Annotated in this window: 27 protein-coding genes and 4 pseudogenes; 17 read left to right on the forward strand and 14 right to left on the reverse strand. The window is 58.0% G+C overall.

The window, feature by feature from the left end:
• The first annotated feature begins 59 nt into the window (after window positions 1–59).
• The 9 genes from IPI80_RS16505 (at window position 60) to IPI80_RS16545 (ending at window position 10244) form a co-directional block, all read left to right on the forward strand.
• Window positions 60–2069 (forward strand): ATP-binding protein, encoded by a 2010-nt coding sequence (locus IPI80_RS16505; RefSeq protein WP_413862049.1) that lies wholly within the window; start codon window positions 60–62, stop codon window positions 2067–2069.
• An 11-nt stretch (window positions 2070–2080) separates the two neighbouring features.
• On the forward strand, window positions 2081–2818 hold the full coding sequence (locus IPI80_RS16510) for a response regulator transcription factor (RefSeq protein WP_413862051.1): 738 nt from the start codon (window positions 2081–2083) through the stop codon (window positions 2816–2818).
• Window positions 2819–2942: 124 nt separating this feature from the next.
• Window positions 2943–4148, forward strand: coding sequence for an ABC transporter substrate-binding protein (locus IPI80_RS16515; RefSeq protein WP_413862053.1), 1206 nt, complete (start codon window positions 2943–2945; stop codon window positions 4146–4148).
• Window positions 4149–4161: 13 nt separating this feature from the next.
• Complete coding sequence (locus IPI80_RS16520) at window positions 4162–5022, forward strand: branched-chain amino acid ABC transporter permease (protein ID WP_413862055.1); 861 nt, start codon at window positions 4162–4164, stop codon at window positions 5020–5022.
• Between the two features lie 5 nt (window positions 5023–5027).
• Window positions 5028–5987 carry a branched-chain amino acid ABC transporter permease gene (locus IPI80_RS16525; protein ID WP_413862057.1) on the forward strand — a complete coding sequence of 320 codons (960 nt, stop codon included), beginning with the start codon at window positions 5028–5030 and terminating at the stop codon, window positions 5985–5987.
• Entirely contained in the window at window positions 5980–6750 is a 771-nt protein-coding gene (locus IPI80_RS16530) for an ABC transporter ATP-binding protein (RefSeq protein ID WP_413862059.1), read from the forward strand. Before IPI80_RS16525 ends, IPI80_RS16530 begins: the two co-directional genes overlap by 8 nt.
• Complete coding sequence (locus IPI80_RS16535) at window positions 6747–7448, forward strand: ABC transporter ATP-binding protein (protein WP_413862061.1); 702 nt, start codon at window positions 6747–6749, stop codon at window positions 7446–7448. Before IPI80_RS16530 ends, IPI80_RS16535 begins: the two co-directional genes overlap by 4 nt.
• A 29-nt stretch (window positions 7449–7477) precedes the next feature.
• Window positions 7478–8950, forward strand: a complete 1473-nt coding sequence (locus IPI80_RS16540; protein ID WP_413862063.1) for a M81 family metallopeptidase — start codon at window positions 7478–7480, stop codon at window positions 8948–8950.
• A 34-nt stretch (window positions 8951–8984) separates the two neighbouring features.
• Window positions 8985–10244 carry a Zn-dependent hydrolase gene (locus IPI80_RS16545; protein WP_413862065.1) on the forward strand — a complete coding sequence of 420 codons (1260 nt, stop codon included), beginning with the start codon at window positions 8985–8987 and terminating at the stop codon, window positions 10242–10244.
• A gap of 24 nt (window positions 10245–10268) precedes the next feature.
• On the opposite strand, the gene IPI80_RS16550 is transcribed toward IPI80_RS16545, so the two are convergent.
• A complete protein-coding gene (locus IPI80_RS16550) occupies window positions 10269–11027 on the reverse strand; it encodes a cytochrome b (RefSeq protein WP_413862067.1) in 759 nt (252 codons plus the stop codon).
• Between IPI80_RS16550 and IPI80_RS16555 the strand changes: the two are divergent.
• From IPI80_RS16555 to IPI80_RS16570, 4 genes and pseudogenes are all read left to right on the forward strand, one after another.
• A pseudogene (locus IPI80_RS16555) lies at window positions 10930–11507 on the forward strand (tRNA-uridine aminocarboxypropyltransferase); the annotation flags it as partial. The gene IPI80_RS16550 and the pseudogene IPI80_RS16555 overlap by 98 nt on opposite strands.
• Window positions 11508–11665: 158 nt before the next feature.
• Window positions 11666–11800: a hypothetical protein gene (locus IPI80_RS16560; protein WP_413862069.1), complete on the forward strand. Its 135-nt coding sequence runs from the start codon at window positions 11666–11668 to the stop codon at window positions 11798–11800.
• A gap of 26 nt (window positions 11801–11826) precedes the next feature.
• Window positions 11827–12264, forward strand: coding sequence for a diguanylate cyclase domain-containing protein (locus IPI80_RS16565; RefSeq protein WP_413862071.1), 438 nt, complete (start codon window positions 11827–11829; stop codon window positions 12262–12264).
• Window positions 12264–12812, forward strand: coding sequence for a c-type cytochrome (locus IPI80_RS16570; protein ID WP_413862073.1), 549 nt, complete (start codon window positions 12264–12266; stop codon window positions 12810–12812). The genes IPI80_RS16565 and IPI80_RS16570 overlap by 1 nt, the downstream gene beginning before the upstream one ends.
• Here the strand turns inward: IPI80_RS16570 and IPI80_RS16575 are convergent.
• Window positions 12809–13471, reverse strand: a complete 663-nt coding sequence (locus IPI80_RS16575) for a DNA-3-methyladenine glycosylase I (protein WP_413862075.1) — start codon at window positions 13469–13471, stop codon at window positions 12809–12811. The two genes, IPI80_RS16570 and IPI80_RS16575, sit on opposite strands and share 4 nt — an antisense overlap.
• A gap of 109 nt (window positions 13472–13580) precedes the next feature.
• Between IPI80_RS16575 and IPI80_RS16580 the strand changes: the two are divergent.
• Window positions 13581–14217, forward strand: a pseudogene (locus tag IPI80_RS16580) (FMN-binding negative transcriptional regulator).
• Window positions 14218–14227: 10 nt separating this feature from the next.
• Here the strand turns inward: IPI80_RS16580 and IPI80_RS16585 are convergent.
• The 3 genes and pseudogenes from IPI80_RS16585 to IPI80_RS16595 all read right to left on the reverse strand — a co-directional run bounded on the left by IPI80_RS16585 (window position 14228) and on the right by IPI80_RS16595 (window position 16198).
• Window positions 14228–14470, reverse strand: a complete 243-nt coding sequence (locus IPI80_RS16585; protein ID WP_413861644.1) for a hypothetical protein — start codon at window positions 14468–14470, stop codon at window positions 14228–14230.
• A gap of 155 nt (window positions 14471–14625) precedes the next feature.
• Window positions 14626–15028 (reverse strand): annotated as a pseudogene (locus IPI80_RS16590) (lytic transglycosylase domain-containing protein).
• 222 nt (window positions 15029–15250) lie between these two features.
• On the reverse strand, window positions 15251–16198 hold the full coding sequence (locus IPI80_RS16595; RefSeq protein ID WP_413862077.1) for a DMT family transporter: 948 nt from the start codon (window positions 16196–16198) through the stop codon (window positions 15251–15253).
• A gap of 103 nt (window positions 16199–16301) precedes the next feature.
• On the opposite strand from IPI80_RS16595, the gene IPI80_RS16600 reads away from it, so the two are divergent.
• A complete protein-coding gene (locus IPI80_RS16600) occupies window positions 16302–17114 on the forward strand; it encodes a helix-turn-helix domain-containing protein (RefSeq protein ID WP_413862079.1) in 813 nt (270 codons plus the stop codon).
• Between the two features lie 61 nt (window positions 17115–17175).
• On the opposite strand, the gene IPI80_RS16605 is transcribed toward IPI80_RS16600, so the two are convergent.
• Window positions 17176–17712, reverse strand: coding sequence for an Rrf2 family transcriptional regulator (locus IPI80_RS16605; protein WP_413862081.1), 537 nt, complete (start codon window positions 17710–17712; stop codon window positions 17176–17178).
• 119 nt (window positions 17713–17831) lie between these two features.
• Here IPI80_RS16605 and nhaR point away from each other — a divergent pair.
• Window positions 17832–18723, forward strand: a pseudogene (nhaR, locus tag IPI80_RS16610) (transcriptional activator NhaR).
• Between the two features lie 119 nt (window positions 18724–18842).
• On the opposite strand, the gene IPI80_RS16615 reads toward nhaR, so the two are convergent.
• The 6 genes from IPI80_RS16615 to IPI80_RS16640 all read right to left on the reverse strand — a co-directional run bounded on the left by IPI80_RS16615 (window position 18843) and on the right by IPI80_RS16640 (window position 21815).
• On the reverse strand, window positions 18843–19232 hold the full coding sequence (locus tag IPI80_RS16615) for a hypothetical protein (protein ID WP_413862083.1): 390 nt from the start codon (window positions 19230–19232) through the stop codon (window positions 18843–18845).
• 18 nt (window positions 19233–19250) lie between these two features.
• Window positions 19251–19595, reverse strand: coding sequence for a hypothetical protein (locus tag IPI80_RS16620; RefSeq protein ID WP_413862085.1), 345 nt, complete (start codon window positions 19593–19595; stop codon window positions 19251–19253).
• A gap of 122 nt (window positions 19596–19717) precedes the next feature.
• Window positions 19718–20083, reverse strand: coding sequence for a hypothetical protein (locus IPI80_RS16625; RefSeq protein ID WP_413862087.1), 366 nt, complete (start codon window positions 20081–20083; stop codon window positions 19718–19720).
• Window positions 20084–20140: 57 nt separating this feature from the next.
• Entirely contained in the window at window positions 20141–20464 is a 324-nt protein-coding gene (locus IPI80_RS16630; RefSeq protein ID WP_413862089.1) for a hypothetical protein, read from the reverse strand.
• Window positions 20465–20596: 132 nt separating this feature from the next.
• Window positions 20597–21463, reverse strand: a complete 867-nt coding sequence (gene menA / locus IPI80_RS16635) for a 1,4-dihydroxy-2-naphthoate octaprenyltransferase (RefSeq protein ID WP_413862091.1) — start codon at window positions 21461–21463, stop codon at window positions 20597–20599.
• A gap of 88 nt (window positions 21464–21551) precedes the next feature.
• Window positions 21552–21815 (reverse strand): DUF3297 family protein, encoded by a 264-nt coding sequence (locus IPI80_RS16640; RefSeq protein ID WP_413862093.1) that lies wholly within the window; start codon window positions 21813–21815, stop codon window positions 21552–21554.
• 164 nt (window positions 21816–21979) lie between these two features.
• Here IPI80_RS16640 and IPI80_RS16645 point away from each other — a divergent pair, with 164 nt between their 5' ends.
• Window positions 21980–22705 (forward strand): hypothetical protein, encoded by a 726-nt coding sequence (locus IPI80_RS16645; RefSeq protein ID WP_413862095.1) that lies wholly within the window; start codon window positions 21980–21982, stop codon window positions 22703–22705.
• 71 nt (window positions 22706–22776) lie between these two features.
• Here IPI80_RS16645 and IPI80_RS16650 read toward each other — a convergent pair whose 3' ends face one another.
• Together IPI80_RS16650 and IPI80_RS16655 are read right to left on the reverse strand one after the other, a co-directional pair.
• On the reverse strand, window positions 22777–23406 hold the full coding sequence (locus IPI80_RS16650; RefSeq protein ID WP_413862097.1) for a TetR/AcrR family transcriptional regulator: 630 nt from the start codon (window positions 23404–23406) through the stop codon (window positions 22777–22779).
• Window positions 23407–23429: 23 nt separating this feature from the next.
• Entirely contained in the window at window positions 23430–24494 is a 1065-nt protein-coding gene (locus IPI80_RS16655) for an ABC transporter substrate-binding protein (RefSeq protein ID WP_413862099.1), read from the reverse strand.
• Window positions 24495–24535 lie beyond the last annotated feature (41 nt).

The following is a 24535-nucleotide window of genomic DNA, read 5'->3' on the forward strand; positions in this document are numbered from 1 at the left end:
GCATCGGCATTGATTGCGGTGGAGTACGAAGTGCGTCTTTGCCTTGAGAATAGCCGGGTATGCCCCGTCAAATTGCCCTTAGAACCTTTCTGATCAGTGCCTTGCTGGTGGTGTTGTTGCCTGTCGTGATTGCCAGCGGCTGGTACTTCTACCGTTCCGCTCTGAACGTAACCGAGCAGTTTGCGCAGCAAATCGCAGATGAGGTGTCAGGTCGTGTGCGCGAGAAGGTCGTTGCATTCTTCGACATTCCCTTGCGCGTGGTGACCTTCAATGTTGAACAGGCCAAGGCCGGGTATTTGAACTATGCCGAGCCTGACGAGCTGATGCGCCAGTTCTTGCTGCAAATTCGCCAACAGCCGCAGTTGACGTTTGTGTCCATGGGGATGCCTGATGGTCAATACTACGCAGGCAGTCGTCCTCCGTTTGGTATCGACAAGGATCTGCGCATGTTGCGAGCCCGCATCGTTGACAACCGCGCCATGGAGGTCTTTCGCGTCAACGAAGCAAATACACGTGGCGAACGCATATCGCACAGCGACATCCATTTCGACGCACGGATCCGACCCTGGTACAAGTCTGCCATGTGGAATGGCGGTATGGCTTGGTATGCGCCCTACCGGTACATGATTGATGATGTGCAAGGGGCCTATTTGGCCATGGGCATGGGGGTGTCGGCACCCGTGTTTTCGCAGAATGGGACCATGGTTGGCGTTGCCACCGCCGATGTTGCCTTGTCGCAGGTCAGTGACTTTTTGAAGCGGGTTGCCAGCGAATCGGGCAGCATCGCCTTCCTGGCTGATTCCGGCGGTGAACTGCTGGCCACTTCCACTGCCGAGCCCAGCTTTCATCTGGATGCCAGTCGCAACGACTATCGGGTCAAAACAGCCGAGAGCAGCAATCCGATCCTGCGTGCGGTGGGGGAACGCATTCGAGGCACCGCTGCTGCCGTCGGGAACCATTTCATAACCGTCAATGGCACTCGCCAACTGGCCCGCTGGTGGACATATCAACTGCCCAATGGCCCCGAACTGACCATGGGCGTCGTCTTGCCAGAGAGCCAGTTCAATACGCCGCTGCATGGCGTATTGCGCAATGTGGTCTCGCTGACACTGGCTGTGTTGTTGGCATCCGTTCTGTTCGCGTTCTTCGTCACTGACCGTGTGGTGCAACCCTTGGCGTCACTGAGCGCCTGGGCTGCCCGCCTGACCCAAGGCGACTGGAATGCCGCTGCGCCTAAATCCAGTCCGATTCGGGAATTGACGGGCCTATCCGGCGCCATGGGCGTCATGGCCGGGCACCTGAAACAACATGCAGAAAGTCTGGAACACGAAGTGGCTCAGCGCACGAGGGAGCTGGAGGATGCCATGACCGTCATTGAGCAGGCACTGACAGATGAGCGCCAGTTTATCGCCATGCTGTCACATGAAGTGCGATCGCCGTTGGCCGTGATTGACACGGCAGCGCAGTTGCTGTCTTTTCGGCTGAAGGATGATCCGGCACAACTCGCCGTGGCGGAGCGCATCCGGCGGGGATCCACGCGACTCAGCAATTTTTTCGATAACTGTCTGACCCAGGATCGTATCGACAGCCAGAATTTTGTAGTGCAGGCGGCGCCCATTGATATCGGGCGCATGGTGTCGTGGGTCCTGGAAAGTTGCGCCCAGTTATCCAACAGCCAACGCATCGATGTTGATGTGTCGGCTGATGTGTCCACGTTACACGGTGATGAAGTTCTGTTGCGCATTGCATTGACCAATCTGATTTCCAACGCATTCAAGTATTCACCCGAGGGCACAACGGTGGAACTGCACGTATGGTGTGACGACGATGATTGCCATTTTGCAGTGGATGATGGTGGCGTCGGGATTCCGGACGAGGAGAGGGCATTGATATTCCACAAATACCGGCGTGGACGTGCCGCCGAAGGCAAACCTGGGGCTGGCTTGGGCCTGGCCCTGGTGGAGCGTATTGCTACCCTGCACGGAGGCAGCGTACGCGTGTCACGGCGCGAGCCGGCAGGGAGCCGCTTCGTACTGAGCATTCCCCTGCATTCCCCGCCAACGGCCTAAACTGGCGACCCATGAATACCCCCAAACCCCGCATTGCCATTGTTGAGGATGATGCCGATCAGTTGCACTCCATCGAAGAGTTCTTGCTGGACGGCGGCTATCCGGTGTGGGGCGCAGGCAGTGCAGAGGCCTTCTACCGGCAGTTCATGGCCAGCCCGGTGGATGTGGTTATTCTGGACATCGGTCTGCCGGGTGAGAGTGGTTTGGCCGTAGCGGAGTTGTTGAAAGACAAGCCGCAGGTGGCAGTCATTATTCTGAGTGCGCGGGATTCTCTGGGCGACCGACTGTTGGGTCTGCGTTCTGGTGCAGACCGATATCTGATCAAGCCGGTCAGCCTGCTTGAACTGGCAGCCAACATTGATGCTGTGGGGAAGCGGCTGGCGCTGCATCCGGATGACACGCCCAAACGCCTGACCGAGGCCCCGCAGGGCCTCTGGACCCTGGCAACGCAGGACTGGCAACTGCAATCACCACAAGGCACGGTGTTGCACCTGACAACACACGAATTTGCACTGTTAAATTGCCTCATCCGCGCGCAAGGCAAGGTCGTGTCAAAACAGGAACTCATCACACAACTCCAGGGGCCTCGCGCACAGAATGGCAATGAGCGTCTGAACCTGCTGGTGGCCCGCCTGCGAAAAAAAGCCAGCGACACGCTGACCGAACCATTGCCCTTGAAAACTGCACACCAACTGGGCTATGTATTCACTGCGCATGCCCGCCTATCGCAGGAATCGAATTCTGCATAGGGACAATTTGGTGTACGGGAAATCCCGTAGAAAAAATGAAATCAAATGAAAGAAATTGACGCTGCGTGAATGGGGGTTTTGCGAAAAACTCGGGGTGCTCTTTTGCACACACGAGGAATCCACCATGCAACGTCGTCAACTGCTTCAACTTTCCGCGCTGGGTACCCTACCCGCTTCACTGGGGCTGTTCCAGTCTGCCTTTGCCCAAGCAACGGGTGCCATCCAGTTTGGCTGTCCGGTGCCCATGTCGGGCGCATTTGCAGCCAACGGCAAGTATGCCGACCTGGGTATGAAGCTGGCCATTGAGCAGTACGGTACCGCCCTCAAGCGCCCCCTGGCCTACACGTTGCTTGACACCGAAGGCAAACCGGCCACTGCTGTGCGCAAGGTGCAGGAATCTGCGCAGCAGCAAGGTGCACGCTTCTTTGCGGGTGGCATCTTGTCGTCCGAGGCCTTGGCGATGGGCAAGGAAGCAGAGAAAGCGGGTGGTATTTTTATCACTACGGCGGGTGCTGATGAGATTACCGGAGCGGACTGCAATGCAGCGACCTTCCGCTGGTCGGTCCCAACTTTTGGCGCAATCGAGCAGACGGTGCGCCCATTGGTCGATTTGATGCCCAAGGCCAAACGTTGGTACACGATTACCCCGCAATATGTGTTTGGTGACGGCTTGCTGTCGGCAGCCAAAAACATCTTCAAGGAAAAAGGCATAGAGCACGTTGGAAACAGCTACCACTCGCTGGCCGAGAAAGAATTCAGTGGCTACATCACCAATGCCATTGCCGCCAAACCCGATGTCTTGCTGTTGTTGAATTTTGGCGGTCAATGCGCCGACACATTGCGTCAGGCAGTGAGCTTTGGCCTGAACAAGAACATGACGATTCTGGTCGCTTGGGCCTCCGGTCTCGAACAGTTTGAGTCGCTGGGTGCGGATCTTTGCGAAGGCATCTATTTTGGCGCCCAGTATTGGCATACCGTGGACTCTCCGTTGAACCGTGATCTGGTCAAACGTACCAACGACAAGCTGCAGATGAACCCCAACTACAGCTTGGCCGGCTCCTATATCTGCACCAAGCTGCTGATCGACGGCATCATCAAGGCCGGCTCGGTGGACCAAAAAGCGGTTATCGCAGCGCTGGAAGGCATGAAGTACCAGGGGCTGACTGGCGAAGAAGAGGTACGCAAGGCGGACCACCAGGTGCTGAAGAATTACTACCTGCTCAAGGCCAAGGCCAAGGCCAAAATGAAAAACAAGGATGACTATGTGGATGTCCTCAACTTCGGCAAGTCATTCCTGCCAATTGATCAAACCGGCTGCAAGAAGGCCTGATACGACCGCGTAGATGAACATCTATCTGCTACAGGCTGTCAACGGGATCGGCATTGGCATGCTGTACTTCTTGTTGGCGGTCGGACTATCGATCGTTTTCGGGCTGTTGCGCTTCGTCAATTTCGCCCATGGTGCCTTTTACTTGTTGGGCGCCTATTTCTGCTACCAGATGATGCAGTGGGGCACCAGTTTCTGGTTGGCCCTGGCGCTGGTGCCGATCGCAGTGGGCGGTATTGGCTGGTTGACTGAAAAGTTGATGTTGCGCCACGTGTACGACAAGGCTCACGAGTTCCACATTGTCATAACGGTAGGGTTGGCTTTGGCAGTGCAGGAGCTTGTCATTCTGCAGTGGGGTGCACTGGGAACAAGTGTGTCCGTACCGGATGCTCTGCAAGGCGTTGTCATGTGGGGCAGCTTCATCTACCCAAAGTACCGTCTATTCGTGATCGGCTTTACCTCTGTGCTGGCCTTGTTGCTGTGGTGGGTATTGGAAGGCACCCGTTTGGGTAGCGCAGTGCGTGCGGGCAGTGAGTCCACCGAGATGGTTTCACTGTTGGGCATCAACGTTTTCCGCATATTCAGTCTGGTTTTTGCACTTGGTGCAGGTACTGCAGCACTGGCGGGTGTATTGGCTGCCCCCATTCGGGGCGCTGAGCCTTTCATGGGAGCTGAAGCACTGGGTGTGGCATTTGTTGTTGTCGTTGTTGGCGGCTTGGGAAGTTTCGGCGGTGCCTTATTGGGGGGGCTCTTGATAGGTGTAGTGCAGAGCGTCATGAGTACGCTGTGGCCGGAAGGGGCAAGGCTGATGATTTACATCGCCATGGCCGCCGTGTTGTTACTGCGTCCCCATGGACTGCTCGGGCGTAAGGAATAGATGCCATGAAGAAAAACCTGCACTTCTTGCTGGCACTGTTCGTTGTGGTCCTGATGCCTCTGCTCATGCAATCCGGGTCGCTAGCCAGCGAGGTTCTGATTTTTGGGCTGGCAGCCATGGGTTGCAACCTGCTGCTCGGTTTTACAGGCCTGCTGTCTTTTGGGCAGGGCGTTTTCTTTGGTCTGGGTAGTTACACCGTAGCGCTGACCCTTACGCGCTGGCCTTTGCCCATGCCGCTGGCACTACTGTTGGCTATGGCCATGGGAGCTTTGGGGGCTGCGGTTGTGGGTTGGGTGGCGATACGCCAGAAGGGAACCTATTTCGTCATGCTGACGCTGGCCTTCGCCCAGATGTTCTATTTCATTGCATACACCGCAACGGGCATCACCGGTGGCGACAATGGTCTGCTTGACATCCCGCGCCCCAATCTATCGGTCATGGGGACCACGCTGTGGAACCTGACATCACCCTGGCAGTTCTATAGTTTTGTCGCAGTGGTGTTTTTGACAGCCTTCTGGTTGCTACAGAAGGTGTCGCGCTCCACCTTCGGGCGCACTCTGCTTGCGGTACGTGACAACGAGGAGCGCGCCGGTGCCATTGGCTACAACCTGCGGCTGCTAAAGCTGCAGGCCTTTGTGATATCCGGCGCGGTGACTGGACTGGCAGGTGCCTTACATTCAATGATGACCGGTATCGCCCCATTGTCCAGTGCCGAGTACCACACCAGTGAAATGATTTTGGTCATGACCGTTATTGGTGGTACAGGCAATCTGTTTGCGTCCGTGCTGGGTTCTGCTTTCTATGTGCTGATGGCCGATTGGCTGTCTACCTTGTGGCCCCGCTGGCTGCTGCTGCTGGGGTTGGTCTTAATGGCTGTGAGCCTGTGGATGCAACGCGGGCTCTGGGGACTGGGTGACAGCGCCTGGCGTCGTCTGCGCGGCAAGCTGGAGGCTCATCATGACTAATCCCATCCTGCTGGAAGCGATTGGTGTAGAGAAGTACTACGACAAGTTCGCCGCTCTCGGTGGCGTTGATCTGAAGGTGCGCGCCAATACCGTGCACTCGGTTATTGGTCCCAATGGGGCCGGGAAAACGACCCTCTTTCACATGCTGACCGGTACCAAAAAGGTCAGCGGTGGCCGGATCGTTTTTGATGGACATGACGTAACCCATGAGCCAGACCACCGCCGCGTGCAACGCGGTATGGCCCGGTCATTTCAGGTGACCAGCCTGTTTCTCAGTCTGCCCGTTCGCGAAAACCTGCGTCTGGCTGCCCAGGGAATTGCTCCGACCAAGGCGCTGAACTGCTGGCATGAACCAATTGGTCCGCGCTCCTGCGTTGATACGGTTGAACGTGTTCTTGAAAAACTGGGGCTCGAGAGTTTCGCTCTTGCACCGGCAGGAAACTTGTCCCATGGCCAACAGCGTCGTCTGGAATTGGGTATGGCACTGGCCGCGCACCCCAAGGCCATCTTCCTGGATGAACCGACATCGGGCATGGGAATTGATGATTTGGACGACATGAAACGCTTGATCAAGAGCTTGCGCGACGAGCATACCGTGGTGTTGATTGAACACAATATGGACATCGTAATGGACATATCAGACACCGTTACCGTCATGCAGCAGGGGCGTGTTCTCGCAGAAGGTCTACCCCATGCAATTCGCAATGATGACCGGGTACGCGCCGCCTATCTGGGCAACATGATCACAGGAGGCAAGGGATGATTCTGGAGCTCGAGAACGTACATGCCCACTACGGCAAGAGTCATGTCCTGCAGGGCGTATCGTTGCGGGTCAATGATGGCGAACTGGTGACTCTGCTGGGACGCAACGGCGCGGGCAAGACCACTACGCTCAAAACCATCGTCGGCGTTGTGCCCCCCACGCAGGGCAACGTCAACTTTTGCAAGAATGCCATCAACGGTCAGCCTGCCCACCTCATTGCCAAGCGCGGCATTTGCTTGGTACCAGAGCACCGGGGAATTTTCAAACTACTGACGGTGGAAGAGAACCTGCTGCTAGGCCAGCGTAAGCGCTCACCATGGCAGTTGGCTGATGTTTACCGCATTTTTCCGCGATTACAGGAACGGCGCAAAAACGGCGGAGGACAACTTTCAGGTGGAGAACAGCAAATGCTGTCCATTGGACGTGCCCTGATGAACGACCCCAAGTTGTTAATGCTTGACGAGCCCGTGGAGGGTTTGGCACCAGTTATCGTTGAAGAGATCGTGGCCCAACTCCACACCATCAAGGCGGCTGGCGTGGCTATTCTGCTCGTCGAACAAAACCTGGAGGTTTGCACCCAACTGGCCAGTCGCCACTACATCCTGGAGCAGGGCAGCATTGTCTATTGCGCAGACAACGCCACGTTTTTGGCGGATACCGAAGTCAAGGACCGCTATCTGGGTGTCGGGTTAGTCTAGTCCGCGCTACAAAAAAAAGATACTTTCCTATGAAGATTCTGATTGCACGGCTCAACCACGAAACCAACACGTTTTCGCCCGTTCCTACACCGATGGAGGCATTTGCTCCCACCTATGGTGAAGCAGCCTACCGGGCGAATCTGGGAATGCGCACCGCCATGGCTGCGTTCATCGATCTGGCAGAGGCCTTAGGCGCCGCCATCGTGACTCCGGTATCCGCCATTGCCAACCCCAGCGGCCCGGTGCAGGCGCAGGCTTACGATGCGTTGACAGAACGCATCGTGGCGGCAGCCCCAGGCTGTGACGCCATCCTGCTGGATTTGCACGGTGCCATGGTGGCTGAAAACTCGTCCGATGGTGAGGGCGATCTACTGGCTCGTGTACGCGCTGCTGCACCCGGGGTTCCGGTCGGGGTGGCGTTGGACTTGCATGGCAACATCACGCAGGCCATTGTCGACAATGCCGATGTGGTGGTTGGTTTCAAGACCTACCCCCATATTGACATGTACGAGACCGGCCAGCATACCGGGCGTTTGCTGCTGGCCATGTTGCAGGGCGAACAGCGCTACAGCGTATGCTGGCGACAGTTGCCGCTGATGAGTCACACCCTCTGTAGTACAACATTGCACGGGGCGATGCAGCGCGCAGTCCAGGCAGCCCGGTCCGCAGAAGAAGTCGGATTGCCAGCGGTTTCCATATTTGCCGGATTCTCTCTGGCAGATATTCCTGCACCATGCGTCAGCATCGTGTCCACAGCCATCGACTCGCCACAAGGAAGGGCCGTAGCTCAGGCCGCTGTGGATCAAATCGCAAACCAAATCTGGGCTGACCGCGCACAGTTCGTCTACCACAGCGAACCACTTGAGCAATCATTGGAGCGCGCAAAGACCTTGTCCAAGAACGCTACACGGCCAGTGTTGCTGTTGGACCATGGTGACAACTGCATGTCTGGCGGCACCTGCGACACCATGGATGTTCTTCAGACCGCGCTTGCGCACGGACTTCAAGACATTGTTACAGGGCCGCTATGCGATCCGCAGGCTGTTGCAAGCCTGGTGCAGGCTGGTGTGGGCGCCAGCGTCAACATCTCACTTGGCAACAAGGTGCCCCTTTCGCAACTCGGCATCACCAAGCAGCCCATGCAAGTCACTGGCATCGTGCTTGCCGTCAGCGATGGTGAATACACCGTCAGCGGCCCCATCTACACCGGGCAACGCTGTTGCATGGGAAGGACCGTCTTGTTGGATATTGGTCAAGTGCTGATTGTTATCACGGAGCAGACCCATGAGCCATGGGATCTGGGTGTATTTCATTGTGTAAAAGTGGATCCTACCAAGCACCGTTTTCTACTGCTGAAGTCACGCATGTATTGCAGACCGGTGTTTGTGCCCATTACACAGGATTTGATCGAGTGTGACAGTCCAGGTGTCACCAGCTCGGACTATGGCTTGTTCCCGTTTACCCAGGTCCAACGACCGGTATACCCCTTGGACTCCATGTAATCTCCACTTTCCCGTTGCTCAATAGGCTTACAGCATGAATACCCAAGTTGCAACAGACACCACTACCGCACGCATCAACGGCGACCGCCTGTGGGCCTCCCTCATGGAGCTGGCCAAAATCGGCGCCACCCCAAAAGGCGGTGTGTGCCGATTGACCCTCACCGACCTGGACAAGCAAGGCCGCGACCTGGTCACCGGCTGGGCCCGCGAGGCCGGCATGACCGTCACCATCGACAAAATCGGCAACGGCTTCATGCGCCGCGCCGGGCGCAACAACAGCCTGCCCCCCATCATGACCGGCAGCCACATCGACACCCAGCCCACCGGCGGCAAGTTCGACGGCAACTACGGCGTGCTGGCCGGCATTGAAGTCGTGCGCACCCTGAACGATCTGGGCATTGAAACCGAAGCCCCCATCGAAGTTGCCTTCTGGACCAACGAAGAAGGCTCGCGCTTTGTGCCGGTGATGATGGGCTCGGGCGTATTCGCCAAAGCCTTCACGCTGGAACATGCCTACGCCGCCCTTGACACCGAAGGCAAGAGCGTCAAGGGTGAGCTGGAGCGCATTGGCTACATCGGCCCCCAAGAACCGGGCGACCACCCCATTGGTGCCTACTTTGAGACCCACATCGAACAAGGCCCGGTGCTGGAAGATGCTGACGTCACCATTGGCGTGGTACAAGGCGTGCTGGGTATCCGCTGGTTTGACTGCACCGTAACCGGCATGGAAGCCCACGCCGGCCCCACGCCCATGGCACTGCGCAAAGACGCCCTGCAAATATCCACCCGCATCATGCAAGAGGTGGTGGCCTGCGCCATGCGCCACCAGCCCCATGGCCGTGGCACGGTGGGCATGGTGCAGGTGTTTCCCAATAGCCGCAACGTGATTCCGGGCCGGGTCAAGTTCAGCATCGACCTACGCAACGCCACCGACGCGTTGGTGGACCAGATGGCCGACGAGGTCAAAGCCTATGCCATGAAGGCGGCCAAAGACAGCGGACTGGATGTGAAGATTGAAATGGTATCCAGCTACCCGGCGCAGGTCTTCCACAGTGACTGCGTCGATGCCGTGGGCCGTGCCGCCAAGAAGCTGGGCTACAGCAACATGCCTGCCGTCTCAGGTGCCGGCCACGACGCCGTCTACATGGCCCGCCTGGCGCCCAGCGGCATGATCTTCATCCCCTGCAAGGACGGCATCAGCCACAACGAGATCGAAGATGCCAAGCCCGAGCACATTACCGCAGGGTGCAATGTGCTGTTGCATGCAATGCTGGAGCGGGCGGGGGTGGTTTGACACTCCCTTTCGGATCTCTTGACTTCACCGTCCCCATGGCAACATGGAAGAAAGTACACCGTCCTTGAGCACCAGATGGTGAAAGATGGCGGCAGCGGCGTGCAGCCCGGCGAGCACCATAATGGTGTCGCCCAGGAATTTATGTACATCGCCCCAATCGGCCCATTTGCCAATGCCGGCTTGCGCAATCAGAGGCATGTGATCAATCCGAATGTCCCCCAACAACGTCAGGGGGTGCCCTTCACTGCCCAGCGACAGGAGCGCTGTTGCAGGCAGCGCAAACATCAGTGCCCACAGCGCCAGTTGCACAAGCTTGGCCATCATCTGCATCCAGCTGGCCATTTGAAACTGTGGCGCCGCCGGGCGAAATGCCACCCATATCAGGCGCAACAAGGTCAACAGCAGAACCAATAGGCCCAAGGATTCGTGCCAGACGATATCGCTTCGCGTGGCGGGGTCGACCCCCTGGCGCATAAGCCGGCCAAAGCCCTCTGGCCCGAGGATGAATGCGATGGTCACGACGATGGCCGTGACCCAATGGAATGCGCGGCTGAGAAAATCGTAACGGGGTGAGGATGGCAGATTCATTGTTGTCCCTGATAGTTGATCGTATTCTGAACCTTGCGTGTTAAAGCAGTATTGATCCGGATACACGATGCATCCGTCCGGTGTGGAGAATGTCGCCATGCCCCGCCCCATCTGCCCTCGCTGCCAACGACCGCAAAGCACTTGTATATGCTGCTTCGTCACCCCCACGGCGCATGCCACCGAGGTGCTGATCATGCAGCATCCGCTGGAAGTGCACGAAGCGAAGAATACGGCTCGCCTGCTGCACCCGGGCCTTGCGCACAGTCGGCTTGTGGTAGGCGAGAGGTTTGACGATGCTGTGCTACACGCGTTGATTGCCGAGCCCAAAGCCACCGTGCTGCTGTACCCAGCCACTGCACACAAAGGCCACGCCGCGCCCGCATCACTGGACGCTGTCCAGCTGGCAGACCCCAGCAAGTTGCGACTGGTAGTGCTGGACGCCACCTGGCGCAAGAGCCGAAAATGTTGCACCTGAGCCCGCTGTTGCAAGGGCTGCCGCGACTATCGCTACAAGAGGTGCCAGCGTCTGGGTACGTGATTCGCAAGGCGCACAAGCCTGGACAACTATCCACGTTGGAGGCGACCTGTGCAGCACTGGCACAGCTAGAGGGCGCGCCTCAGAGGTTTGCGCCGCTGTTGCTTGCGTTCAGCGGGTTTGTGGCGCAACAGATGGCCTTGGCCGCACAACCCATTCATTTCTCTCGCCCCGTGGTGTGCCGACTTTGTAAGAGAATGTGCCAACGGTGGCGCTGCAGCCGGGATGGGGGGAGAATGCGTGCAGATTGGGGGGGTACACTGTGCTTGTCTATATCCTCGCATCCATTGCGGTCCTAATGGGCATCGCGACATTGGTTTTGACCATCCAGTTGCAGCGTGCGCGCCGCGACACACGCCAACTCCAGCGCTACGTGTCCAAACTGCAAAACGCAGAGCGGACACTCAAAAACATGCTTTTTTTGATCCTCTAACCGGACTGCCCAACCGCTTGTTGCTGATGGACCGCTTCCAGAGGGCCATTCAACACGCCAAGCGCAGCCGCACCCAATTTGCGGTGCTGATGGTGGACCTGAACAAGTTCAAGGCGATCAACGACACCTATGGCCATGCCGCCGGCGACAAGGTGCTGGTCACCATTGCCCAGCGGATGGTGTCACTGGTGCGTTCGACCGATACGGTGGCCCGCCTGGGCGGTGACGAATTTGTTTTGATTATTGAGTCGCTCACTGAACGCGAACAAATTGGAACGTTGGGCCAGAAGCTGATTGACTTGCTCGCAGAAGAGATCCTGCTGGATTCCGGTGAAGCGGTCAGTCTGGGTGGCAGCGTTGGCTTTGCCTGGTATCCCTCTGACGGCGATTCCTTGAAGGATATTCTGGAAGTGGCGGACGAGGCCATGTACTTCTGCAAGACATCGGGGTTGATGGCACTTTGATGCGGGGCGCATCGTGCCACAATGAACCCAATTCCATTGCACGACTGGCTCACCATGAACATGCTTTCCAGAATCATCCTGATCACCACAACCGCACTGACCGTGGCACTGTCACTGCCGCTTGCACCTCTGTAGAGGTACAAAAAACACAGGCCGCCAAGGAGCTCAAAGCAGAAACGCGTGTGCCCGGTACGGCCTACAACGGCTGGCGGGTGTTTCAGGACAAATGTGCGGGTTGCCACGGGCCGGCCGCTACCGGCATGGGGAACGCGCCCAACCTGGTGGTGCGCATGCGCGATGTGGGTCCGCGCCAGTTTGTCGATCTGGTGCTCAAGCGGTACGACTGGGGTCTGGGCTCCATGCAGGCCAACCATGCCGGCGTAACCTGGGACACCATGGTGGACGATGTTATGCAAAACAAGCAAGGTTCATTGACCATGCCCGCCTGGGAGGGCGAACCCCGCGTGACGGCGCACATCACCGATCTGTATGCCTACCTTTCCGCTCGCGCACAGGGCACGCAAGGGCCGGGTCGCCCCGCGCCTTAAGCGTTGGAGTCGCGCGCGGGCGAAGAGAAGTCCGTGCGCGCCTGCAATGCCCGCTGACGTGCTGTGCAGCCTTCCAGGTGGTCGTTCACCAAGCCCATGGCCTGCATGAAGGCGTACATGGTGGTGGGGCCAACAAAGCTCCAGCCACGCTTGCGTAAATCTTTGGACAAGGCTATCGATTCCGCCGACGTGGTGAGTCCGCTCAGGCTTTGGTAGGTTAGCCGCTCTGGCCGGGTGGTTGGCTGCGGTTCAAATTGCCAAAAGTAGGCTGCCAGCGAACCAAACTCGCTGCGCAGCGCCTGAGCTCGCTGGGCGTTGTTGATGGTGGATGCTATCTTGCCACTGTGGCGCACAATACCGGCGTCCAGTACCAAGCGCTTGGATTCGGCCTCGCCAAAAGTGGCGACCTGGTTCATATCGAACCCGGCAAAGGCCAGCCGAAAGGCCTCGCGTTTGTTGAGAATGGTGAGCCAGCTCAAACCCGCCTGAAAGCCTTCCAGGCAGACTTTCTCGAACAAACGTCTATCGTCGTTGACGGGAAAGCCCCATTCGTGGTCATGGTAGTGCTGGTAGGCGGATGTTGAACGGCACCACACGCAGCGGGTGACATCGTGGTCATCGGTAAAGGTGCCGGTGGGCACAAGTTTGTCGTCGGTCATGGCAAATTTTCTGGAGGGTGTGGGGCGCAAAGACCACCGCACGAACAATCACACTAACTGATAATGTGTACAGTATATTGCCAGCAGTCGAGCCAAAAAAGGAAGCACTATGTACCTGCCGCCGCACTTTGCCGAAGAACGCCCCGAAGCACTGCACCACCTGATTGCGCACAACCCCTGGGGCGCTGGTTGTAATGGGCCCCGACGGGTTGGACGCCAACCACATCCCGTTTGAGCTGAATGCCGAAACCGGGCCAAACGGCACCCTGCACGCCCACGTGGCCCGTGCCAACCCGGTATGGCAACAGATGTGCAACGGCGACCCGGTGCTGGTGATTTTCCGGGCTGAAGATGGTTATATTTCACCCAATTGGTACCCCAGCAAACACGAAACCCACCGCCAGGTGCCTACCTGGAACTACCGGGTCGTGCATGCGCATGGGCACATCCAGATTCGCGATGACGAGAAATACGTGCGTGGTCTGGTCGGCCGGCTGACTCGCGAGCACGAGCGCCGTACGGGAGACGCCAAACCCTGGACCATGGCGGACTCCGACCCAGCCTACATCACCAGCATGATCCAATCCATAGTGGGGGTGGAAATTACCATTGCGCGGCTTGCAGCCAAATGCAAATTCAGCCAAAACAAAGAAGCACGTGACCGCCAAGGCGCGGTTGACGCCCTGCATGCCCACAGAAACCACGCATTGGCCGAGGCCATTGCCACTACGCTAGAGCCCCGGTAAGCTCTACACCCTAGTTCGAGGCTGACTCCTGGGCAATCAGTTCGCGCGCAAAGTCATACGCGGCCGTAACCGCTTTTTCTTCACTGGGGTAGTCATTGTGAACACGGTGGGGGTTCCCCGCATGGGCCTTCAACCGTGCAAAGTCCGGGTCACGTTCGAAGCTGACCCATGCAATCCAACGGCCGGTCGGTTCCCGCTGGGTTGAAATCGATGCGCAGCGCCCTTCGTGTTCAAGTAGGGGATAGGCAGACATGGACAACTCCTTATAAAAAACTAACCAGGGTGCCAATTTAGGCCACCCCGCCGGTAAATTCAATACACCAACACGCCACCCACAAATCCATAAGTAAAAATAGCCTCTAGCCCTCGTCGAATATAAACAAACTGCTACTAAATAAATAGCAACCACTATCCCCGCAGGGAGTTCCGGTAGCGCTGGAACAGTATTTTGACCCGCTGTACATAAACCTGGGTCTCAGCATAAGGCGGCACACCGGCGTATTTTTGTACCGCTTCGGGGCCGGCGTTGTAGGCGGCAGCGGCCAGCGTGACGTCGTTCTTGAAGCGCGCGAGCAAACCGGCCAGGTACTGGGCCCCACCGCGAATATTGTGGGCCGGGTCACTGGCATGCGCCACACCCAGCATGCGCGCGGTGCCAGGCATCAACTGCATCAAACCCCTCGCTCCTTTGTGAGCGGGCACTGGCGTTGAAATTGGATTCGGCGTGGATGACGGCCCGTAGCAGCGCCGGGTCCAGATCGAACTGGCGTGCCGCCTGGCCAATCTCGTCTGCATATGCGTCCAAGTTCAACTTGGGTGGTATTCCAGTTGATGTTTGAACTCACACCGCAGGCGTAACACGACGGGCGGTACACCACATAGGCACCCTTGGCAGGCGGAACGTCGGAGAAGGTGGGCGTGCCACCCTGCAGCGACTTAAAAATGCGCGGCCCTTTGCCAGATACTTCAGAAGTGGCCAACAAGGGCGCGCACAGCAGCACGGCACCCAGCACCAAGGGAAGGCAACGGTTTTTCAGGGGCGAGAGTAGAGACGTTGAAATGCGCACACCACATTGTCCAACCAACGCCCACCACTGACCAGCACAATGCCCAGCAGCACCGGAATCGCGCCGATCAGAAAGTTGGGTTCGATTGGTTCGCTCAGCAGCCATGCGCCAAAAACTATGCCGAACATGGGCGTCATAAACGAGAAAACGCCCAGTCGTGAGGCCTGGTAGCGTGTGAGCAGCCAAAACCAGGCCAGAAAACTGGCAAACGACACCACCAGTGAATGAAAGGCCAGACTGAGCCAGACCTGCGGCGTGGGGTTGAAGTGCGTCTGGCCGGTAACCAGAGACGCCATCAGTAGCAGTACAGCAGCTGCCACCAACTGGTACATCAGGGTTTGCGTGGCCGGTGCCCGCGCCAGTGTGGTGGTGCGCACCACCAGTGTGGTGGCTGCCCAGGCCACGCCAGCCAGCAGGCCCAGAAAATCACCCCACAGCATGTCGGCCATATCCTTGCTAGAGCCAGTGCCCTGGCTTCGGCCCAAAAAAGTCATGGCAATGCCGCCAAACGCCAGCGCAATGCCCAGCCACTGCACCGCGCCCAGGCGTTCCGATGGCAATTTCCAATGCAGACCCAGTGCGGCAAAGATCGGGGCTGTGTAGAGGAACACCGCCATGTGTGAGGCATTGGTGTGGCGCAAGCCTTCACCCACGAGTAAAAATTCCAGGGCAAATAACCCACCTACCACCAGGCCAGGGCCTAACGTGCCGTCGGTGATGCGCATGCGCTCGCCGCGCAGTGCCATGGTCATCCACACCAGCAGTGCGGCCACGCCCGAGCGCAGGCCAATCTGCAAAATGGGCGCAATGTCGTGCGCCGTGGCCTTGAGCACCACCTGTTGCAAGCCCCACAGGAGGCAAATCACCATCATCGAGCCGATGGCTGTGGAATCGAGTGCCCTGCGCGTGTCCATGGGAAAATTTTCCTGGGGTGATTGCGGTGGTTCGATTATGGAGTTGGCTGCTTTCGTTAATATAGTGAATAACTGACAAGCCATACGGCAGAGCCGCCAAACCATGCCCATCCTGCAACCCAAGCTCGAAATCCCCTTGTCGGCCCGGGAGCTGCCGGCGCCCATCATGTTTCGCAGCGCGTATGTGCCGGCCGCTGGTCTGTACCCCGAGCACCAGCACGCCTGGGGCGAGTTTGTCTACGCCTTCAGCGGCGTCATGGAGGTCAAGGTGGCCGGCCACCACTACCTGGCGCCACCGCAATACGGCATTTGGCTGCCACCAGACGTGGAGCATGTGGGCCTGAACCGCTATGAGGCTCACCACTGCTCGCTCTACCTCTCACCGGCTGCGTGCGCGGCATTGCCCCGCCAGCCTTGCGCGTTGACTGTCAGCCCCCTTGTGCGTGCCTTGCTGGAACACCTGCAGCAAATGGGTGCGCACCATCCCTGCAATGCAGCGCAAGAGCGCCTGCTACAAGTATTGGTGGACCAATTGGTCAACGCGCCCAGCGCTGGCAGCTACTTGCCCACTTCGGACGACCCGCAACTGGGGGCAGTGCTGCGCATGCTGGAAGAACAGCCGGGCGACAACCGCTCGCTGCCCGAACTGGCCCAGGCGGCTCACACCACTGAGCGAACACTGATGCGCCGCTGCCAACGTGATCTGGGCATGTCGCTGGCCGATTGGCGCCAGCGCCTGAGGGTGGTCAAAGCCATGCCACTGCTGGAAGCCGGACAGACGGTAGAGACCATTGCACTGGACCTGGGCTATGGCAGCGCATCGTCTTTCATCACCATGTTCAAACGTCTGGTGGGAGCCACGCCGGATGAGTTTCGCAAAGGCGCGGCCGGAAGATCAGTTCAGCCGCAGCTCTGAAAACAACGCCAAGAGCATGCCGTGGCATGCTCCTTTGTGGTGCGCGTGGATGTCAATCTAGTCAGGCCTTGCTACCCCAGGCCTGCGCCAGTGCAAACACCGAGTTGGGTGTACCCGGGCGGGCCACCGGAGGGCGTGGCTTCTGGAACACCCCTTTTTGCACAACTTTGCGTTCGTCCGCCTGAAACCCCTTGGCCATTTGTTCAGCCGCCAGGCTGTGCAGCGTAACCGTGCGCAGGTAGGCCACCACGGTGGACTGCAGGGCATCCCACAAATCCTGGGTCATTTCCTGGGCGCTGGCTGACGTTTCGCGCAAGGCTTCCTTGGGCCGGGTGTCAGCGCTGTCTTCAATGGCACCAATAATGTCGGCCACCGTGATGGCGTCCGCGTTGTGCGCCAAGGTGTAACCACCGCCTGGCCCACGTGTGCTTTCCACCAGCCCATGCTGGCGCAACTTGGCAAACATCTGCTCCAGGTAGGACATGGAAATACGGTGGCGCACGGCCAAATCTTGTAGGGGAACGGGCGCTGGTGTCTGGCGTGAGGCCAGGTCAATCATGGCGGTAATGGCAAAACGGCCGCGGGTACTCAAACGCATGGAATCACTCCTTCCAACACACATGGGGTTGGTTGGTTTGAATGTAAGGTAGATAATGCTTCGTGTAAATTCGTATTTCTAACTAATTCACTTCGATTTATACGAACTAAATAGTCGACATGAACTTCAAACATCTCCACTACTTCTGGGTTACTGCCAAAGCTGGCGGCATTATGCGCGCAGGTGAGCAGTTACACACAACACCACAAACCCTGTCGGCCCAGATAAAATTACTGGAAGATTGGCTGGGACGCAAGTTGTTTCGCAAGAGCGGACGCAACCTTGAACTCACCGAAGACGGGCATTTGGCCTGGGCTATGCTGACCAGATATTCACGCTGGGTGCCGAATTGAGGCTGCCGTGCGCCAGGCCCGTGACGGCCAGCGCGTGCTGGACTTCAAGGTCGGCGTGGCAGATTCGGTCACCAAATCCATCGCCTACCGGCTGCTGGAGCCCGCCTTGTCTGTGGCTGAACCCGTACGCCTAGTGTGCAGCGAGGGCAACTTTCCTGATCTTTTGGCGCAACTGGCGCTGAATCGGCTCGATTTGGTGTTGGCCGACGAACCCATGTCCAAGCGCATCAGCGTCAAGGCCTTCAACCATCCGCTGGGTCGCACCACCATGAGCTTTTTTTGTGCACCCCAACTGCGGCCCCAGCTTAAGGGTGTCTTTCCCCAATGTTTGAGCAACTTTCCCCTGTTGATTCCCAGTGCTCAGGCCTCCGTGCGCCAGCAGCTCGAAGGTTGGCTCACCCGCCACGAGATCCTGCCACGCATCATTGGTGAATTTGATGACGCCGCCTTGATGAGCGCTTTTGGCCGTCAAGGACGCGGGGTATTCATGGCCCCTACGGTGATGGAACACGACACGATCGAGCAGTTTGGCGTTGAGTTAATCGGACGCACTGACGAGCTGGTAGACGAGTTCTATGCCGTAACGGTGGAGAGGCGCATTACCCACCCTTGCGTGGTGGCAATTACGGATGCGGCGCGGGGGCGGCTATTTGGATAATCCCTGGCGGTGCACAGCTCTCAGAACAGCCACTTAGCTCCTATTTCCACTGTTGAATCACGTTCCTGTGGCAGCACCGCCACACCAGCAGGGCCAGTCAGAGCATCGGCGTTGCAGTCTTAAAAGGTCAGGGTTGCAGACCAGGCGCGAAACATGTGAGTAATCGAAACACTGTTCTGTCGCTGGTTTTGGCCAACGACCGTTTTGCTTTGGTTCAGGGAAAAGTCCATGCTCCAGTCTTCAGACATACTCCAGTTAACGCCAAGAGTCTGACTGCGATCCAGCAAATTACCCACTTTCCCCGCCAGCACCACGCGCCGGACCTTGCGGTTCAACAGAGCGCGTGCCAGATCGATTGGGTCCACGCTGTAGTCATGGTTGTCCACGGTCATGTAGACATCCAGCGTGTTATCTCCCAACCCTTGATGCACATCTACGCGCGTCCGGCCCTGCTGTGGAATGTGACCATTGAGGGTCGACACACCAGCTTGGGAAGAGTAGTCATACAAATCACGGGCCAGTTCGAGTCAGGTCGAGTTGCCCCCTAGCCAAAGTTTGTTCACATTCCACGCCACCGAAACGCCATGCCCGTTCACATGGATGAACTCGTCACTTGAAACCGTCAGGTGGCCAGTCACCATCCAAAGCGGCGACGCTCGCCAACCCAGGGTCGCTCCGAGCTGCATCGAAGTTTCCACGTTCTCCAGAAGGCTCTGGGAAAGATCCAGACCAATGACAACCGGTAGTCCAGACGGCCCAACCGTTGCGGCCAGATTGTTGGACCAATAGCCCCCGCTTCCGCTGCCGCGTGTGTAGGACACGTCGCCCTGCATCGCGCCACCGCCCTGAGCGTGTGCAGTGCCAATAACCATTGCCGGCACCAGAGGCCTTTGCGGCAGAGACAATACACCGCAGGATAAGACCAAATTTCGAACGAAACGTCATGCACTGACTTTTACCGGTGATTGTCGGACGTTGAAAGGCACACTGTGTACTAGTTGTCCTGGCGCTTTTGGTCCCTTCGCTTTAGCCGTTTACGCAAAGCCTGGCGCTGCTCATCGTCGAGGTCATCCGCTTTTTCGCGGAACGTCCGTATGGCGTCTGGAAGAATTCGCATGACATCGCGGACTCGCTGCCTTAGCATTTCTTTGCGCTCTTGGATGCGCCCCTCCAAATGCAGTGTGCGCGACGCCAGGAACTCGGGGCGATCAGCAAGCAAGCGCAGAGCCAAGTCCCTTGCTGCGAATACATACTGTCCGGCATTTACCTGCAATTCGCCGGTGGGACTGCGAATGACGGTTGTGCCATCCACTACAGAGTCATAGGTTCCTGGATGGTCACGGGAAATTTCCGGTCCCACCACGGTTGTTTCATGGCCCGTTCCGCGAATACCGATTGCCGCCGTCGGTGTTGCCAGTCAATATCCTGACGGGTTGATCTTGCCGATCCATCCGGTGATGGAGCGCAATGCCCCGCGCACCAGAGACATATCAATCATCGCCTTATGGTCCTGAGTAGCCTGGAACTGCAAAACTTTGAAGCGTGTGTTGGGGCGCACCGCCAAGAGGCCGCCGTCCTCGGTCACCACGTTCAGTTCACCCGTTTGTTCGGTTTGTACGGTTTGCCCAACCAGCAATTTTTGCCCCAAGACTGGTGGTGATTGGATGCCGTCCTCATGAATGATCGAAACAGCTCCGCCGACTGCATCAACGGTACCAAATACCTGGGCCAATGCGCCCAAAGGGACCATCGGTGCACAAAACCAGCAAACAAAATGTCGCATGTCGCACCCCCACTAAGTCGTCGCGATCGTACTGTTTTGGGTGCTGAATAGAAGATTTGGCTGACAGCTGTTTGCTTGCTTGCGGTGTACCTAACCGGCCAAATGTGCCAACACGGCGGCAGCTGACAACAACAGGGCAAACCACATTCCCAGCCGAAAGGTCCGGATCAGGATGGCATTGCAATCAACTCCAGTGGTACCGGGCGTTAAGGCCCGTTGCATGGCCCATGTGTGCGGTACCACTACCAAAGGCAAGAGCATCCAGGGCTGGCGCAGTACCAGTGCCATCATCACAGGCATAACCCAGCTTGCACTCAACAGGATGCGGTACAGACGCCACGATGCCGTCTGGCCCCAAGTAACTGCAAAGGTGCGCCGTCCGGCCAGTCGATCGTGTGCAATATCGCGGTGGTTATTAACCACCAGTGCTGCCGCTGCCAGCGCGCCTACAGCTACCGCCGCCATCAAGCCTCCGATGCTGATACCGCCCGTGAGCAACCACTGCGTACCCAGCACAGCCACCAATCCAAAGAATACAAAAACCGTCAGCTCCCCAAAGGCGGTATAGGCAATGGGGCGCGGCCCACCCATATAGGCCAGCGCCGCGAACAAAGACGCAGCGCCCATGGCCAGAACGGGCCAGCCCCGTAGCGCCACCAGTGAAAACCCCAAGCCGCTGGCCAGCACGCTCAGGATGAGGATGGCGACGCGCACCTGGTGCGTACTCAGCCAGCCCATAGCGGTGGCACGTGGCAGGCCGGTGTGTGAGCCAACATGCTGAGCACCCCGCGTGGTGAAGCCCACGTCATTTTGCAAGTTGGTGATGAGCTGCATCAGCACCGCTGCGGCCAATGCCAGGGCCGCGAGGCCCCAGTCCAATGCGCCAGATTGCCAATAGCCCATGCTCGCTCCGACACATACGGGCCCCAACCCAATTAACAAACTGGGCGGGCGCACGGCTGCCGCCCAAGCGTGCAGGACGGACGGCGTGCTAACAGTTGGAGGTTGCAATGCCAGGTAAAAGATCAGGGTAAATGTTCAAGGTTCAGCGGTAATAGGCCTCAACCTTGCCTTTGATCTTGATCAGCAGGGGCTTGCCCTTGCGGTCCACGGTCTTGCCGGCAGGCACCTTGACCCAGCCTTCGCTGACACAGTATTCCTCCACATCAGCGCGCTCCTTGTCGTTGAGGCGGATGCCGATTTCGTGCTCGAACACGGCGGCAACGTGGTGGGGGCTGCGTGGGTCCACCGACAGGTGGTCGGGCAGTGGGGGGCGCTCAGAAGCGGTGGTTGCGGTGTTGTCGTTCATGGGCAATCTCAAAATGGGTAGTGGGTGGGTTGGCCGATGGCATCAGCCCAGCAAACGGGCCAGGATGGCACCAAAACTGTACGTTGTTTTCATAGGGAGTGATGGTAAGGCATCAGCCGATGACTCTGGAGTGGCAGCTACAATTTTGCGATAGGTTACTTTCCATGAACACACCAATCAATTGCGCGTGTTGCACCACGCCCATGCACACGTTTCGCTGCCAGAATAAGGTGGATGGCGAGATCACGCTGGATCTGTGCTTTGGCTGCCAGTCCATTTGGTTTGACCAGTTTGAAAGCCTGCAGATGGCACCATCCGGCATTCTGGAACTGTTCCGGCTGATTCATGAACACAACACCACGCCCCGCCACGTTTGGGGCTCGACGTTAAAGTGCCCGCGCTGCGAAGACCGCCTGGTACAGAGCTTCGACCTTTGCAAGAATGGCAAGTTCACCTACTACCGCTGCACCCAACAACACGGTCGTTTCACCGCTTTTTCAGCCCTCATGGTGGAAAAAGGCTTTGTACGACAGCTCACCGTTCAAGAAATTGAGGCCCTGGCGAAGCAGGTGCAGGTGGTGCGATGCAGCAGTTGTGGGGCACCGGTGGACATTCGCACGCAGTCGGCATGTGGCTACTGCCACGCTCCCATCACCATCCTGGACCCCAACGCCGTCGAGAAGGCACTGGGCCAGCTGGTGGAAGGTGCCAAGCCACCAAAGCCATTGGACCCGAACATCGTCGCAGACATGTTGCTGGACCACGCGCGTCAGAAATGGGGAGCCCAACTGACGTTGGCAAAAACCGGTCAGTGGTCCTCGCTGGATGACAATCCGGTCGATCTGGTCACCAGTGGATTGGCGGCTATCCGGGCGCTGCTGAAACGGTAAGGTCTATACAGAAGCGCTACTGTATTAAGAGCTGCTCATGTATATTCGACGAGGGCTAGAGACCTATTTAACTACAAACCACAGCCCCGCAACAGCAGGGACACCACGTGCTCGGTGGCGCGGGCGTGGTCCTTGATGCTCAGGCGCTTGCAACCCAGCACGGCGCAGACCTGCACGTCAAAGTCGGCATAGGTCTGGGTGGCGGCCCAGATGGTAAAGAACAGGTGCACCGCGTCCACCGGGGCCATGCGGCCCGCGTCCACCCAGCCCTGCACCACTGCTGCCTTCTCCTGCACCATGGGGCGCAATTCGCTGCTCAAAATGGTTTTGACAATCGGTGCACCGTGTAGCATTTCGTTGGCAAACACCTTGGAACCATCAGGCCGCTGGGCCGACAGGGCCATCTTGGCACGAATGTACTGCTCCAGGGCGGTGCGCGGGTCGGCTTCGGCGCGGATGCCATGCGTGGGTACCAGCCAGTCATTGAGAATGCGCGCCAGTACGGCGCGGTACAGCACGTCTTTGGAACCAAAGTAATAGTGCAAGTTGGCCTTGGGCAGGCCGCTTTCGGTGGCGATGGCGGCCATGGTGGCGCCGCCAAAGCCGGCGCGGGCGAACACGCGCTCGGCTGCTGAGAGAATCAGGGCCTCATTCGTTTGCCGAATGAGGCCCTTGGCGCTGTCGTGCGCAACGGGTGCCACGAGAGTGCGCCTTCTTTTACCTTTTACTTCTGCGCAGCGTCCCAAATCACGTGCGAGTAAGCTGCCTTGCCCGGGTCTTTCTTGATGACAGGCGAGCTGCCACCGGCCAACAGCACCTTGACGGTACGCTCATACGCAGCAGGGTCCAGGTAACCGATCTTGGGCGTGCCGGCATTGGTGATCAGCTTGGCTACGTTTTCCATCTGGCGCTGCTGCACTTTCATTGTCGCGCTGCCAGATGCGTCAGCCGCCACCACCGCCTTGGCAGCTTCGGCGGGGTTCTTCACTGCCTCATTCCAACCCTTGAAGGAAGCTTTAAGGAACTTGGCCATGCGGGCCACAAAGGCCGGGTCTTTGAGCTTGGCTTCCATCACGTACAGACCGTCTTCCAGCGTGGCCACGCCTTCTTTTTCATAGAAGAAGGTGACCAGGTCTTTTTCCTTGATGCCAGCATCCACCAACTGCCAGTACTCGTTGTAGATCATGGTCGAGATACAGGCGGCCTGGTTTTGCAGCAACGGGTCTACGTTGAAGCCCTGTTTGAGGACCTTGATATCGGTGTCCGGTTTGTAGCCCAGCTTGTTCATCCAGTTGAGGAACGGGTATTCATTGCCACCGTACCAAACGCCCAAGGTCTTGCCTTTGAGGTCTTTGGGGCTGTTCACACCGCTGGACTTTTTGCAGGTCAGCATCAGGCCAGACTGGTTGTACACCTGGGCAATATTGACCAGCGGCACACCGGCTTCGCGCGAGGCTAGGGCCGAAGGCATCCAGTCCACCATCACGTCGGCACCGTTGCCTGCCATGACCTGTGCAGGGCCAATGTCTGGGCCGCCGGGTTTGATGGTTACGTCCAGCCCCTCGGCCTTGTAGTAGCCCTTGGCCTGTGCCAAGTAGTAGCCCGCAAACTGCGCCTGCGGCAGCCACTTGAGCTGGATGGTCACCTTCTCGGCAGCCTGTGCGGTCATGCCGCACACCGCCACCACTGCGGCTAGTAGGCCTTTAGTGAGACCTTGCGGGACAGACCGCAGCGACACACCGTGCGCTAGCTCTGTCCTCAACTGATTAAAAATGAACGAACCGGTCATGAATCACTCCTTGGGGTTGGGTAGATAACAAAGCAGCAGGG

Source organism: Candidatus Aalborgicola defluviihabitans (assembly GCF_016705985.1).
GTDB classification, from domain to species: domain Bacteria; phylum Pseudomonadota; class Gammaproteobacteria; order Burkholderiales; family Burkholderiaceae_C; genus Allorhodoferax; species Allorhodoferax defluviihabitans.

Excerpts from the sequence above, each read along its gene's own strand:
- IPI80_RS16605 (WP_413862081.1), bottom strand. The coding sequence starts at position 17,712 with ATGCGTTTGAGTACCCGCGGCCGTTTTGCCATTACCGCCATGATTGAC.
- IPI80_RS16570 (WP_413862073.1), top strand. The coding sequence starts at position 12,264 with ATGCGGGGCGCATCGTGCCACAATGAACCCAATTCCATTGCACGACTG.
- IPI80_RS16640 (WP_413862093.1), bottom strand. The coding sequence starts at position 21,815 with ATGAACGACAACACCGCAACCACCGCTTCTGAGCGCCCCCCACTGCCC.
- IPI80_RS16535 (WP_413862061.1), top strand. The coding sequence starts at position 6,747 with ATGATTCTGGAGCTCGAGAACGTACATGCCCACTACGGCAAGAGTCAT.
- IPI80_RS16545 (WP_413862065.1), top strand. The coding sequence starts at position 8,985 with ATGAATACCCAAGTTGCAACAGACACCACTACCGCACGCATCAACGGC.
- IPI80_RS16540 (WP_413862063.1), top strand. The coding sequence starts at position 7,478 with ATGAAGATTCTGATTGCACGGCTCAACCACGAAACCAACACGTTTTCG.
- IPI80_RS16600 (WP_413862079.1), top strand. The coding sequence starts at position 16,302 with ATGCCCATCCTGCAACCCAAGCTCGAAATCCCCTTGTCGGCCCGGGAG.
- IPI80_RS16560 (WP_413862069.1), top strand. The coding sequence starts at position 11,666 with ATGGGCATCGCGACATTGGTTTTGACCATCCAGTTGCAGCGTGCGCGC.
- IPI80_RS16565 (WP_413862071.1), top strand. The coding sequence starts at position 11,827 with ATGGACCGCTTCCAGAGGGCCATTCAACACGCCAAGCGCAGCCGCACC.
- IPI80_RS16515 (WP_413862053.1), top strand. The coding sequence starts at position 2,943 with ATGCAACGTCGTCAACTGCTTCAACTTTCCGCGCTGGGTACCCTACCC.
- IPI80_RS16530 (WP_413862059.1), top strand. The coding sequence starts at position 5,980 with ATGACTAATCCCATCCTGCTGGAAGCGATTGGTGTAGAGAAGTACTAC.
- IPI80_RS16520 (WP_413862055.1), top strand. The coding sequence starts at position 4,162 with ATGAACATCTATCTGCTACAGGCTGTCAACGGGATCGGCATTGGCATG.
- IPI80_RS16510 (WP_413862051.1), top strand. The coding sequence starts at position 2,081 with ATGAATACCCCCAAACCCCGCATTGCCATTGTTGAGGATGATGCCGAT.
- IPI80_RS16620 (WP_413862085.1), bottom strand. The coding sequence starts at position 19,595 with ATGGTTATTGGCACTGCACACGCTCAGGGCGGTGGCGCGATGCAGGGC.
- IPI80_RS16585 (WP_413861644.1), bottom strand. The coding sequence starts at position 14,470 with ATGTCTGCCTATCCCCTACTTGAACACGAAGGGCGCTGCGCATCGATT.
- IPI80_RS16595 (WP_413862077.1), bottom strand. The coding sequence starts at position 16,198 with ATGGACACGCGCAGGGCACTCGATTCCACAGCCATCGGCTCGATGATG.
- IPI80_RS16550 (WP_413862067.1), bottom strand. The coding sequence starts at position 11,027 with ATGATCAGCACCTCGGTGGCATGCGCCGTGGGGGTGACGAAGCAGCAT.
- IPI80_RS16505 (WP_413862049.1), top strand. The coding sequence starts at position 60 with ATGCCCCGTCAAATTGCCCTTAGAACCTTTCTGATCAGTGCCTTGCTG.
- IPI80_RS16525 (WP_413862057.1), top strand. The coding sequence starts at position 5,028 with ATGAAGAAAAACCTGCACTTCTTGCTGGCACTGTTCGTTGTGGTCCTG.
- IPI80_RS16655 (WP_413862099.1), bottom strand. The coding sequence starts at position 24,494 with ATGACCGGTTCGTTCATTTTTAATCAGTTGAGGACAGAGCTAGCGCAC.
- IPI80_RS16575 (WP_413862075.1), bottom strand. The coding sequence starts at position 13,471 with ATGACCGACGACAAACTTGTGCCCACCGGCACCTTTACCGATGACCAC.
- IPI80_RS16645 (WP_413862095.1), top strand. The coding sequence starts at position 21,980 with ATGAACACACCAATCAATTGCGCGTGTTGCACCACGCCCATGCACACG.